The organism is Pseudomonas sp. NFACC24-1, from assembly GCF_900115235.1.
Taxonomy (GTDB): domain Bacteria; phylum Pseudomonadota; class Gammaproteobacteria; order Pseudomonadales; family Pseudomonadaceae; genus Aquipseudomonas; species Aquipseudomonas fluorescens_AA.
Genome location: NZ_FOVS01000019.1, coordinates 1 through 11489, shown reverse-complemented (window position 1 = coordinate 11489; position 11489 = coordinate 1). Strand labels below are relative to the sequence as shown.

At 59.0% G+C, this 11489-nt stretch carries 13 protein-coding genes and 1 pseudogene; 11 read left to right on the top strand and 3 right to left on the bottom strand.

The window, feature by feature from the left end; all coding sequences use genetic code 11:
* Window positions 1-9: 9 nt before the first annotated feature.
* From aguA to BM317_RS18050, 7 genes are all read left to right on the top strand, one after another.
* Window positions 10-1116: an agmatine deiminase gene (gene aguA, locus BM317_RS18080; RefSeq protein WP_092169151.1), complete on the top strand. Its 1107-nt coding sequence runs from the start codon at window positions 10-12 to the stop codon at window positions 1114-1116.
* Window positions 1117-1360: 244 nt separating this feature from the next.
* Window positions 1361-1561 (top strand): hypothetical protein, encoded by a 201-nt coding sequence (locus tag BM317_RS18075; RefSeq protein ID WP_092169148.1) that lies wholly within the window; start codon window positions 1361-1363, stop codon window positions 1559-1561.
* 395 nt (window positions 1562-1956) lie between these two features.
* Window positions 1957-3243, top strand: coding sequence for an OprD family porin (locus BM317_RS18070; RefSeq protein ID WP_092169145.1), 1287 nt, complete (start codon window positions 1957-1959; stop codon window positions 3241-3243).
* A gap of 438 nt (window positions 3244-3681) precedes the next feature.
* Window positions 3682-4428: a 2OG-Fe dioxygenase family protein gene (locus BM317_RS18065; RefSeq protein ID WP_092169142.1), complete on the top strand. Its 747-nt coding sequence runs from the start codon at window positions 3682-3684 to the stop codon at window positions 4426-4428.
* A gap of 13 nt (window positions 4429-4441) precedes the next feature.
* Window positions 4442-4879, top strand: a complete 438-nt coding sequence (locus tag BM317_RS18060) for a GNAT family N-acetyltransferase (RefSeq protein WP_170842317.1) — start codon at window positions 4442-4444, stop codon at window positions 4877-4879.
* Entirely contained in the window at window positions 4876-5589 is a 714-nt protein-coding gene (locus BM317_RS18055; RefSeq protein WP_053117411.1) for an AzlC family ABC transporter permease, read from the top strand. Before BM317_RS18060 ends, BM317_RS18055 begins: the two co-directional genes overlap by 4 nt.
* Window positions 5568-5885 carry an AzlD domain-containing protein gene (locus tag BM317_RS18050; protein ID WP_072409143.1) on the top strand — a complete coding sequence of 106 codons (318 nt, stop codon included), beginning with the start codon at window positions 5568-5570 and terminating at the stop codon, window positions 5883-5885. Before BM317_RS18055 ends, BM317_RS18050 begins: the two co-directional genes overlap by 22 nt.
* On the opposite strand, the gene BM317_RS18045 is transcribed toward BM317_RS18050, so the two are convergent.
* Window positions 5802-6728: a LysR family transcriptional regulator gene (locus BM317_RS18045; protein ID WP_092169140.1), complete on the bottom strand. Its 927-nt coding sequence runs from the start codon at window positions 6726-6728 to the stop codon at window positions 5802-5804. The two genes, BM317_RS18050 and BM317_RS18045, sit on opposite strands and share 84 nt — an antisense overlap.
* A gap of 345 nt (window positions 6729-7073) precedes the next feature.
* Between BM317_RS18045 and BM317_RS18040 the strand changes: the two genes are divergently transcribed.
* A complete protein-coding gene (locus BM317_RS18040; protein WP_060739641.1) occupies window positions 7074-7484 on the top strand; it encodes an MbcA/ParS/Xre antitoxin family protein in 411 nt (136 codons plus the stop codon).
* A complete protein-coding gene (locus BM317_RS18035; protein ID WP_060739640.1) occupies window positions 7484-8161 on the top strand; it encodes an RES family NAD+ phosphorylase in 678 nt (225 codons plus the stop codon). Before BM317_RS18040 ends, BM317_RS18035 begins: the two co-directional genes overlap by 1 nt.
* Before the next feature lie 54 nt (window positions 8162-8215).
* On the opposite strand, the gene BM317_RS18030 is transcribed toward BM317_RS18035, so the two are convergent.
* The gene (locus tag BM317_RS18030) at window positions 8216-9823 is read right to left on the bottom strand and encodes a methyl-accepting chemotaxis protein (protein WP_092169137.1); all 1608 of its coding nucleotides are present in this window, start codon (window positions 9821-9823) and stop codon (window positions 8216-8218) included.
* A 335-nt stretch (window positions 9824-10158) separates the two neighbouring features.
* On the bottom strand, window positions 10159-10437 hold the full coding sequence (locus BM317_RS18025) for a DUF3077 domain-containing protein (protein ID WP_060739638.1): 279 nt from the start codon (window positions 10435-10437) through the stop codon (window positions 10159-10161).
* A gap of 475 nt (window positions 10438-10912) precedes the next feature.
* On the opposite strand from BM317_RS18025, the gene BM317_RS18020 reads away from it, so the two are divergent.
* Both BM317_RS18020 and BM317_RS18015 read left to right on the top strand, forming a co-directional pair.
* Window positions 10913-11122 (top strand): hypothetical protein, encoded by a 210-nt coding sequence (locus tag BM317_RS18020; protein ID WP_092253248.1) that lies wholly within the window; start codon window positions 10913-10915, stop codon window positions 11120-11122.
* Window positions 11123-11265: 143 nt separating this feature from the next.
* Window positions 11266-11489, top strand: a pseudogene (locus BM317_RS18015) (NAD-dependent DNA ligase); the annotation flags it as partial.

Here is an 11489-nt window from a genome sequence, read left to right as displayed (position 1 = left end):
AGATGACCCATGACAACGTTGCACAGCACTCCGCGCGCGGATGGTTTCCACATGCCGGCCGAATGGGCGACCCAGAGCCAGGTCTGGATGATCTGGCCCGAGCGCCCGGACAACTGGCGCCTGGGTGGCAAGCCCGCACAGGCCGCCCACGTGGCGGTCGCCAAGGCCATCGCCCGTTTTGAACCGGTGACCGTGGCGGTGTCCGCGGCCCAGTACGAAAATGCCCGGGCGCGCCTCGACGTGCCGAATATCCGCCTGGTGGAAATGTCCAGCGACGACGCCTGGGTCCGCGATACCGGCCCTACGTTCGTAATCAATGACAGCGGGGAAGTGCGCGGTGTCGATTGGGATTTCAACGCCTGGGGCGGTTTTGACGGCGGCCTGTACGCGCCCTGGAACCGTGATTCGCAAGTGGCCAGCAAGATCCTCGAGATCGAACGCAGCCCGCGTTATCGCACCGAAGGTTTTGTGCTCGAGGGCGGGTCGATCCATGTGGATGGCGAAGGGACTGTGATCACCACCGAGGAGTGCCTGCTCAACCGCAATCGCAACCCACACATGAGTCGTGAGCAGATCGAGGCGGTGCTCAGCGCGCAATTGGCGGTGGACAAGATCATCTGGCTGCCGGACGGTCTGTTCAATGACGAAACCGACGGTCATGTGGATAACTTCTGCTGCTACGTGCGTCCGGGGGAAGTCCTGCTTGCCTGGACCGACGACCCGCAAAACCCGAACTACACCCGCTGCCATGCGGCGATGGATGTGCTGCAAAACAGCACTGACGCCAAGGGGCGCCCGTTCACAGTGCACAAAATGCCGATTCCGGGGCCGATGTATGCCACTGAAGAGGAATGCGCGGGCGTGGATGCGGTGGAAGGCTCCCAGGAGCGCAACCCAACCGTGCGACTGGCCGGTTCCTATGTGAACTTCCTGATCGTCAACGGCGGCATCATCGCACCCAGCTTTGACGATCCGCTGGATGCACCGGCCAGGGACATCCTCCAGAACCTGTTCCCGCAGCACGAAGTGGTCATGGTGCCCGGGCGCGAACTGTTACTGGGTGGCGGGAATATTCATTGCCTTACCCAACAGCAACCCGCGCCGTACGTAAAATGAGTGGCGATGTAACAGCCGGCTGATAGCGCCTGCGCCGGCCCTGGGGCGGCGATTTTGGATCCATCCCGGCAAGCCCGCGGCCCGATTGGGTCGCGGGTTTTTTTGTATCTGTACATGGGTGGGCGTGGATACATTGGCATAGCTCTTGTATCGGATCTGCAGCAGTTCCGGGGAATGGAGCTGAGTTGTTTTGTCATAAACCTTGGATAAATTAGCCGCTCATCAACCAGGAGAGGGCGCTGGAATGAATATGACAAGCGAGCGCACATGCCATCCCTTGGCCGTTAATGGTGAGTCGCTTCAAGCCTTGGCGCAGTGGTTGAAGTCCAACGGAACGCGTCAGATCAGAGAACCTGATCCGCGCCGGGTGATCGTTGAGCGTTACCCCGCGGGCCTGTTCAGCGAGGCTGAGCTGGAAGCGTTGTGGGATGTGATGCAAGGATAGAATTCGACGGATTGATAAAAAGCGCTGGCCGGGATGGCAGCGCTTTTTTTGTGCCCGCGGGTTTTCGAATTCACACAAAAATCCCTGTGGGAGCAGGCCTGCGCGCCCTCGGCGACTTGCGGTTTGGACGGCTGTTCGTTTTGATCGAATCTTAGATGTTTTTCGCCTGATTACAGACGATTCACGAAATTGACACACTGTTGAGGGCGCGACTAGGATTCGCCCTACGCCTGTGGCTGACAGCCATGACTCTTAAATAATAAAAAGGCCCGACACGATCAGAAGTGGGCGGGCCTTTTCATTATTTTCAGGAGCAAGAGTCCGAAAAAGAGCGCAGAAAGCGCCATTTCGGCTGCTCGCCGCGGTGCGTATCAACCCGTACAAGGAAAATAATCATGTTGAACAAGCGCATTAGTTTAATCGCACTGGGGATCTTGAGCACGACACACGCCATGGCCAACGACCAGGCGGAGTCAAAGGGGTTCGTTGAAGACAGCAGCTTGAAAGTGCTGTTGCGCAACGCTTATATCAACCGCGACTATAAAGACGGCAACGAGGACAAGGCCGAATGGGGCCAGGCGGCCATCGGTACGTTCTCGTCCGGTTTCACCCAAGGCACGGTGGGCGTGGGTGTAGATGCCTTCGGCCTGTACGCGTTGCGTCTGGACGGCGGCAAAGGTCGTAGCGGTGCGCAAGGCATCGACTTCTTCAAGCAAGGCGACAGCGGCAACGCGGCCGATGACTTGTCCAAGTTCGGTGCCGCGGTCAAGTTCCGCGTTTCCAATACCGTACTGGCCTACGGTGACCAGATGCCGGCCCTGCCGGTGCTGAGCTATGACAACTCGCGCCTGCTGCCGGAAAGCTACACCGGCACGCTGATCACCTCCAAGGAGATCAAGGGCCTGGAACTGAATGCCGGCCGTTTCACCGCCGAATCGCGCAAGAGCGCCGAAGGCCGTGACAGCGGTGGCCTGAAGTCGATCAACGTATTGGGCGGCAGCTACCAGTTCACCGAGCAGTTCAAGGCTTCGCTCTACGCCTCGGATGTCGAGGACGTATTGAAGAAGCAATACGTGAACGCCAACTACGTGTTCCCGCTGGCCAAGGATCAGTCCCTGACCCTGGACTTCAACGGTTATCGCACCAAGCTGGACAACAGCTACGTTCGCGAAAACAACGTCACCGGCGACGACAACAAGATCTGGAGCCTGGCCGCCACCTTCGCCACCGGCCCGCACAGCTTCACGCTCGCTCACCAGCGCAGCACCGGCGACAGCAACCTGGGCTACGCCTACGGCGGCTATCAGCGCGGGCAAAATCGTGTGGGTGACGGCGGCAACACGATCTACCTGGCCAACTCCTACTGGTCCGACTTCAACGCCGAGGATGAGCGCAGCTGGCAGCTGGGCTACGGCCTGGACTTCACCACCTTCGGCGTTCCGGGCCTGACCTACAACGTCGCTTATGTGCGGGGCGATAACATCACCACGTCCACTAGCGAAGGCGGTACCGAGCGCGAGATCTTCAACCAGTTCAAGTACGTGGTCCAGGGCGGCCCGGCCAAGGACTTGAGCGTCAGGTTGCGCAGCTCCGTGTTGCGGGTGTCGCAGAAGTCCAGCGAATACAACGTCAGCGGCAATGAACTGCGGGTGTTCGTGGATTACCCGATCAGCGTCTTCTGATGCCTGGACGGGTTACGAGCTTGTAAAACCGTGGCGAGGGGCAGTGTTGCTCCCGCTGGCCGTAGGAGCTGCCGAAGGCTGCGATCTTTTGATCTTTCGCTTGGGACTCAAGTGTCTGGGGAAGGATCGCAGCCTCGTTGCACTCGACAGCTCCTACACAGCGTCTACAGGGCGCAGCCCAGCGGGAGCAAGCTCCCTCGTCACAACTGATTCATACCTGCCTGAAGTGAATAGCGTTGCGATGCCAAACTCGGGTTCTTTTGGCTTTTTGCGCAAGAAAAACTACTGAAACAGCCTGTTTTCCCGAGAAAAAGTCGTACTAATGCAATGTTGCCCCCCGTTTCAAGCGTCGCTTGAAATGCCTCAAATACTTTCTCATGGACGTAAATCCTGCACCTACTAGATTAGGCCGCTCAATGCAGTGGAGACCTATGAAAAATGATCGTTCTGAACAGGGAAGTGGGCGAAGCGCTGAGACGTGACAAATACGTCAACGTTCGCGGTGGGGACTTCAACCTCTACGGTCATTTCGGCGATTTCGTCCGGCTGACCAAAAGCTGGGAAAACATGGAGCCTGACAGTTACTACGGCCAGGCCGAGTCAGGCATGCGTTTTCGCCGCTACAGCGACTTCGAATACAACCCTACGACCCGAGAGCTCAAGCAGCTCGAACACCGGGCCTACGTTCAGTCCAAGGCCAACAACAGCTATGTCGGTGGACTGGAGCGTCATTTCCAGGACTTCTCCAACGAAGTGATCAATTCGCCGGTGATGCGCAGCCTGATCGATACAGACTTCGAGGTGTACAAGAACGTCCTGCCCCAGGACTTGCACGATGAAATCTGGCAGTGCCAGATCCATCAGATCCGCATCGAGATCAAGCCGGGCAAACAACTGGAAATCACCCCCGAAGGGATTCACTGCGACGGCTATCCGTTCAGCGGCGTGCACTTCTGGGGGCGCCAGAATGTGGCGGGTGCGGAGAGCCGTTTGTACAGCGCCCAGGAAGAACAACTGGCGGCGACGACCTACGAGGACATCCTCGACACCACGTTCTTCCTGGACCGCGACATGCGCCACTACGTGACCCCGGCGCGCAATATCCATAGCCATGACATGGCGTACCGGCAGATCCTGGCCATTTCCTTCTCGCGGCCCGGGACCGCTTTCGACATTGTTCGCTGAACGGCTCGAACCCATGGACGACCCGGTGCAGCAAGTCCTGTTGCGCCGGGCCATGGTCCGGGACGCCGAGCGACTGGAGCGGTTCTTTCGCGGTTTCGACGAAGTGTCGTTCTGTGAATGGCAGGACGCCCGATTCTTGCGCGGTGTGTTGTTGCAGGACACCACCACCGCGTACCTGGCCATCGATGCGAGCGGTGACGTGGTGGGCGCGGTGATCGGCGGCATGCTCGGTACCCGTGGCACGATCAATCACTTGGCGGTCAGCCCGCAGCATCGCACCAAAGGCCTGGGCCAGCGCCTGGTGGAGGCCGCATCGGCTGACATGAAGCGGGTAGGCGTGCTGCGCATGTTCCTTTTCGTCGACGATGCTAATCTGGCCGGCAAGCGTTTCTGGGCCGCCCAGGGGTTCTGTGAACCCCGGGGTGAAATCACCTTCGAGAGGGATTTATGAACAAGACTTCCAGCCAGCCGCTGGCGGTCGAACCACAAGCCTCGCGTACCTTTGCTGAAGCCAGTCCGGTGGTAGCGGGTTATTTCACGGTTTCGTTTGTGTTCGGTCTGATGGCGGTCAACGCCGGGCTGCCCCTGTGGTTGCCGGTGGCGATGTGCCTGTTCGTCTACGCGGGTGCTTCGCAATTCGCGGCGCTGGCGTTGATTTCCAGCGGTGCGTCACTGACCACCATCGTGCTCACCACGTTCCTGATCAATGCCCGGCACATGCTGATGTCGGTCTACATGGCCAAGGCCCTGCGTGCGCTGGGGCTCAGTCGTTTCGAACGCTGGTGCTACGCGGCAGGGTTGACGGACGAGTCATTCGCTTTCCACAGCGTCAAGCTCGGCAGCGGGGCGCCGGTGAGCGTGCGCTACCTGGTCGGTTTCAACCTGTTCTGCCATACGTCCTGGGTGCTCGGTGGCTTGCTGGGCGCGGTGTGCGCGCAATACGCGGCGCACCTCATCAAATACCAGCTGGACTATGCGCTGACCGCGATGATGCTCTATGTGCTGGTTTCGTTGTGCGACACCCGCAACAAACTGATCGCGGCCCTGGCGGCCGTCGTCTGCATGGGCGGGCTGAGCCTGCTGGGCAGCTCGCCGTTCAATGTCTTCATTGCCACGTTCGTTGGCTGCGGGGTGGGCGTATGCCTGACCAAACGTTCCTGATCCTGGTCGTGGTCCTGATGATGGCCGTGACCTTCCTGCCACGTGCCCTGCCGTTGCAGGTCAATACCGAGCATTGGCCGCCCTTCGTCGCCCGTGCCCTGGAATACCTGCCAGTGGCGATCGTCGCTGCCATCAGCCTGACCCCGTTATTGATCAAGGACCAGCAGATACAACTCGACCGCCCTGAGTTTTATGCCGCGATTCCGACGCTGTTATGTGCGTATTTCAGCCGTAACCTGTTTCTCAGTGTGGCGCTGGGCACGGCGGCGTACATCGCGCTCGGTTCGTTCCTGTAGCGTCAGGTCCACCACATCGTGCAGCGCCTGGCCAGACAACTCCGGATTGTTCACCGCCAGGCGAACCTCAAGGAAATCCTCGAAGTCCGGGAAAATCGCCAGGCCGTTGCGCAGCGCCGCCTCCCGGGATACCAGCCCCAAGCCATCGAGTTGCGTGATCAACGACAATGTCAGCGTCTCACTGCAGGAATACACCATGCGCTGGCTCGACCCGTATTCACCCAGGCCTGCGTCGAGAAAGCGCAGGAAGCTGCGGGAATACGGACACTCTTCTGCCGGACGCACCTGAAACTTGTCACCGAGCAGGCCAAGGGAGTCGTCTTCGTCGCCACAATGGGCGCCAACCACCCGCACCTGCACGTCCGGCATGGCAATGCTGGTAAAACCGCTCTGTTGCTGCCCAATCAGGATCGCCAGGTCAAAATCTTCGTTCCTGAGCTTGCTCAGGTTCTCCATCGACTCGGCGTAGCTGAATTCCAATTGATACTGAGGAAACACGGCGATCAATCGATCGATCATCCGCCGGTTAAACTCCGCCGGCAGGGTGGTATTGAGCGCCACCCGGAGCGTGCGCTGTCGCGGAGTCTTGAGTGCCGCGACTTTTTCTTCCAATTGCCGGGTGGCAATCAGCACCTGATCCATGAAGGGGGTCAGTTCCGAGCCCTGGCTCGTCAACGTCAGGCCCTTGTTCGAGCGTCGGAACAAGCGGAAACCGAACTGTTCCTCGACCTTGTTCAACTGCGCCGCCAACGCCTGCACCGTGAGGCACGAATGCTCGGCCGCTGCCGACAACGAGCCGGTCTGCACGATACGCATGAGGTTGCGTAGGGTTCTGCTATCCATGAGGTAATGCCCTCTGCTTAAGTGGGCTCGCTATTGTTGTGCACCTGGGCCGGCCAGGTGGCCATGCCGGCTATCATCATGCACCTTGCCACGCTTGTCGCGATTTTGTGCCGAAAAGCGCCGGGAGGCGATGGTTGGAGCTTATGCGGGATTTGGGGCTTTTGCCCAGTGGATGCTGGCCAAGACCCATTAGTGGGAACCTGGTTGCGTTTGTTGGCCTGGAAAGCCATGCCGAATGGGTTCAAATAGAGTGTCGCTAGAGTCCGTTTGCGAATAAAAACTTAAAAATAATCCATATGTGTACTATCCTCTAAACACCACCCCGCTAAAAAGGAGCCTAAAGCCATGGCGACTTCCTCCATCACCCTCAACGCGCAGCAGCAATTGGACTCCCCGGATGCGGGTCGAGTCGCGTTGAAGTTTTTCTTCAACCTCATGGCGCTCTGGGGCTGCAGCGTCGAGCAGCAGCGCACCTTGTTGGGCAAGGTGGGAAACACAACCTTCTACAAATACAAACAGTTGCCGGAGAACGTGAGGCTGCCTCGCGATACGCTGGAGCGCATTTCCTACCTCATGGGTATCCACAAGGCGCTGAGCATTATCTTCAGCAATAGCCGGGACCGTGCCTATCAGTGGGTCAGCAGCCCGAATACCGCGGCACCGTTCAATGGCCAGTCGGCGCTGTCCTACATGTTGACCGGGCGGGTGGTGGACATCGCCGATGTGCGGCGATACCTGGACGGAGTGCGCGGTTAATGATGCCACCCCTGGCGGACCCGCAATGGAAACGGGCCTATCGGATCGTCAACAGCAGCTTCCCTCCGATTTCGCTGTTTGAAGACGTACTCGACCCGGAAGACCTGCCCACGGCCTACGCCCTGGAAGCGCTGACCAACGATCGGCTGATGGAACAGGCCGGCGTACTGTCCCGGGTCCGCCCCGAGGATCGCGTTTCCGGGCCCGGCTCCTCGCCGGTGATGGCGGCGTTTACCCACATTGGCAAAAGCAGCCGCTTCAGCGACGGCACCTTCGGTGTCTACTACGCCGCCAGCAGCCAGGAAGCCGCCATCGCCGAGACCTGCTACCACCAGGCGCGATTCCTCGGGGCGACCAATGAGCCGGACCTGGAGTTGACCATGCGCACCTACGTCAACAAGGTCGTCAAACCCCTGCACGACATTCGCCACGACTACCCCCACCTCCACAACCCGGACCCTACGGCCTACGGCCCATCCCAGGTGTTCGCCCGGCAACTGCGTGAAACCTTGTCCTGGGGGCTGCTGTACAACAGCGTCCGCCTGCCCGGCCACGAATGCGTGGCCGCGTTTCGCCCGCCGGCGGTTTCGATTCCGGTGCAAGGCAAGCATATTCGCTACGTCTGGAGTGCCCAGAAGCGGGAGATTTCGTTTGTGTTCGAGGTGAGCGAGGTTTGAAAAGGGCTGCTAGGCAGCCCAGCGGGAGCAAGCTCCCTCGCCACGGGCATCCGATCAAATCTTGAACTGCTGCACCGAAGCCTGCATCGATCCCGCCGCATCGTTCAATTGATCCGCCGTTTGCGTCAGGTTGTGAATCGAACGGGTGTTCTCGCGGGACTGCTCGGCAATCGACTCCACCCGCTGAGCCATTTCATCACTGGCTTTGGATTGCTCGGCAATGGTCTGGGAAATTTCCTCCACCACTTCGGCCGCATGCCGGGCACCGGTGCGGATCTCGCTGATGGACACCCCGGCCTGCTGGGCCAGGTTGACGCCTTCGTCCACGCGGCTGACACACGCCTGCATGTTCGCCACCGCATCCCGTGCACTGGACTGGATGCGTTCGATCATCGCGGTGATTTCCTGGGTGGACTGGGTGGTGCGCGCCGCCAGGTTGCGCACTTCGTCGGCCACCACCGCAAAACCACGGCCCGCTTCACCGGCCCGAGCGGCTTCGATGGCGGCGTTGAGGGCCAGCAAATTGGTCTGTTCGGCGATGCTCTTGATCACCTGAATGATGGAATGGATGTCCTCGGACGAGGCATCCAGCGCGGTGATCTTGCTGGAGGACTGGTTGACCACCTCGGCGATCCGGTTCATGCCTTCCACCACCCCGAGAATCACCTGGCCGCCGCTGCTCGCCAATTGTTCGGACTGCGCCGAAATCGTCCGGGCGCTATCGGCGTGCTGATGGATCTGGCTGATGTTCGCCATCATCTGCTCCATGCTCGCCGCCATGCTGGTCGCGCTCTGGGCCTGCTGGTCGGCACTGGAGACAATCTGCCGCGCCGTATCGCCCAGGTTCCGGGACGTGCCGTGCAACTCATCGCTCTGGCCGCGGATCGTGGCGATCATCTGCCGCAGATTGGTCTGCATCTGCTCGATCACGCCTTGCAGCTGGCCCAGCTCATCCTTGCTTTGCGTGCCCATGGAGCGCTGCAGATCCCCTTGGGAAATCGCCTGGGTATTGAGGATGATCTTGTTCAGCGGTGTAAGCACCGCCTTGAGCAGGCTCCACGACAACAGCGCCAGCGCCACGCAGGTAGCCAGCAACGTCACGATCAGCCAACGCTCCGAGCTCTGAATGCTGCCGTCCTGATGCTCGCGCGATGACTGCGCCTGGTTTTCGATCAGCTCACTCACTGCCTCGTTGCGCTCCTCCAACGCCGAAAACGCCCCGTCGAACTCCGCCCGCAACGCCTGGCCATCCTGGGCGCCGCTCAGTGCCTTGCTGATTATTTGCTTGGCTTTATCAATGTAGGTCTCCACCTGTGGCTTGAGCTCGCCAATTGCCTTGGCCACATCCTCCGGCAACTTCGCCTCGGCATTTTCGGCGATGACCTTGCGCATCCGCTGCGTATGCTCATCGAACGCCTCCAGCACCTCCTTAGTCCCCTGGGCATCCCCCGGCTTGACCAGCAGAGCGGCGAGCACATCGGCACGAATGGCGTCGTGCATCATGTCCGCCTCCATGTGCTTGCGCATGGCGGAAATGCTGGTCTCGTTCTGCACCAGAGCCTCGGTCATGGAGTGATAGCCCCACAACCCGATACCGCCGAGCAGCAACGCAAAAGAAAGACTGACCAACCCCGAGCCTATGACCTTGGTGCGGATCTTCATCGCTTACTGCTCCTGGAGCGGGAGAATTCTGGAAAAGTGTAGTCGAGCGCGAACGGAGCCTTGCGGTATTCCAGGCGCTTATCTGAGGCTATCGGCGGGGGATTTGATTAGATGAATATGTTGCAAACTGTTTGGACAGGGGCAGGGTGGAGGGAACACAGCCCATTCAGAAATCCCACAAACTCATTGCAGTCAGTCATTGTGTTCTGTCCCTGATCCGTGGCGAGGGAGCTTGCTCCCGCTGGGCTGCGAAGCAGCCCTTCTTCAATCGTTCCCGTCATACAGAAGAAACCCAATGCTGCTCGACCCAGCGGGCAGCATTGGGCCTGCGGCCCTTAAGCAGGATTACTCCCCGGCGCCTCCAGCACCTTCACCACGTCGTCGATGACGGCCTTGCTCATATCCTGCAAATAACACGACGCCCAGGCATACCGATCCGTACCGCGAATCATCGCCGCGTCCTCGGCCAGGACCTTGGCAACGTGGAGCAGATCGGAAGCGTGGGACAGGGCTTCGCCGATGGGTATGCCGCTGTTGACGCGGAATAAAGGGCGGTCGGAGTGGTAGCAGAAGGGGGTTAGGCCTGGGGTTTTGAGGTCTTTGGGATGGGTCATTGCGCACCTCCATTTGCCAATTGGCGGCGGACGATGACTAGCAAAGCGATAAAGCGAGACTGCAGCAGATCCATGGCATGCATCGATAAACTCCCATATCAGATGAGAGCTGCCACGTTCGTTCTCAGGCGAATGGGTGGCAGCTGTGCGCAGGCTGAGAAACCGGAGATACAGGAACCCGGCAGACCCGAAGGTCTCCCACGCACAGCCGCCATTGCACGGAATGCGGACATAAAAAAACGCCGCAAAACGTGGTTCGGGCGCTGTAGCGCCTGCATCTTACTCGGGTTCTCAGGCCCGGTCGCTGAATTGGCAGCGACGGTTGGAGGGTAGCGGGTAGATGGGGAGGCTGCAATCGTGGCGCGATGCTGGCGGGTGAGGTTTAGGTGATTTTATGGATAGGCAATAATTTACGTCGTTGTCGATATCGCTAGCTATCGGCGCGCGCGAAAACAAATATTTGGAGGAGGTTTCAATGGATGATGAATGCGATCAACTTCAGCAGGACGTGTTCGACTCTGAACATCAAATGACAGCGGGAAAAAACGTGCAGGTGGTGGCGTACAAGGGCCAATTGTCCTCGAAGTCAGTCCTGATGAATGAGGATGATGTAGCCTTGATCCTTAAGGCGCGAGAGCGGCTTGCCGCTCCACAACGGATTAAAATTTCAATGGATGATCTATAGCTCTGAGTTCGGAAAAGGGACGGATTTATTTCCTCGATCAAAAAATGGGGGGCTGTGCGCAGGAGTGCTAGGTTTGAACACAACATTTCCCCAACCGGTAATGCTTCAGTGCAGAACCGATACCCATCCTAAGGAACTCCGTAATGGACCTACACAACGAGTTCGAAAACAGCAAATTCTTCCACCACACCCGTATCGATCGACGCGCCGCCGATGCCTTGGTGGGACTGGCCGCGGGGATTACGGCGGACGGTGTCGTGAACACCAACGAAGCGGTTTTCCTAAAGCAATGGTTGGAAAACAACCTCGCCCATCTAAATGACCCTGTGATCAATCTGTTGTATTTGCGTCTGGCGTCCATGCTTCA

Bases quoted from the DNA above. Each gene is read 5' to 3' on its own strand.
- aguA (WP_092169151.1), top strand. From the start codon at position 10: ATGACAACGTTGCACAGCACTCCGCGCGCGGATGGTTTCCACATGCCG.
- BM317_RS18075 (WP_092169148.1), top strand. From the start codon at position 1,361: ATGAATATGACAAGCGAGCGCACATGCCATCCCTTGGCCGTTAATGGT.
- BM317_RS18070 (WP_092169145.1), top strand. From the start codon at position 1,957: ATGTTGAACAAGCGCATTAGTTTAATCGCACTGGGGATCTTGAGCACG.
- BM317_RS18065 (WP_092169142.1), top strand. From the start codon at position 3,682: ATGATCGTTCTGAACAGGGAAGTGGGCGAAGCGCTGAGACGTGACAAA.
- BM317_RS18060 (WP_170842317.1), top strand. From the start codon at position 4,442: ATGGACGACCCGGTGCAGCAAGTCCTGTTGCGCCGGGCCATGGTCCGG.
- BM317_RS18055 (WP_053117411.1), top strand. From the start codon at position 4,876: ATGAACAAGACTTCCAGCCAGCCGCTGGCGGTCGAACCACAAGCCTCG.
- BM317_RS18050 (WP_072409143.1), top strand. From the start codon at position 5,568: ATGCCTGACCAAACGTTCCTGATCCTGGTCGTGGTCCTGATGATGGCC.
- BM317_RS18045 (WP_092169140.1), bottom strand. From the start codon at position 6,728: ATGGATAGCAGAACCCTACGCAACCTCATGCGTATCGTGCAGACCGGC.
- BM317_RS18040 (WP_060739641.1), top strand. From the start codon at position 7,074: ATGGCGACTTCCTCCATCACCCTCAACGCGCAGCAGCAATTGGACTCC.
- BM317_RS18035 (WP_060739640.1), top strand. From the start codon at position 7,484: ATGATGCCACCCCTGGCGGACCCGCAATGGAAACGGGCCTATCGGATC.
- BM317_RS18030 (WP_092169137.1), bottom strand. From the start codon at position 9,823: ATGAAGATCCGCACCAAGGTCATAGGCTCGGGGTTGGTCAGTCTTTCT.
- BM317_RS18025 (WP_060739638.1), bottom strand. From the start codon at position 10,437: ATGACCCATCCCAAAGACCTCAAAACCCCAGGCCTAACCCCCTTCTGC.
- BM317_RS18020 (WP_092253248.1), top strand. From the start codon at position 10,913: ATGGATGATGAATGCGATCAACTTCAGCAGGACGTGTTCGACTCTGAA.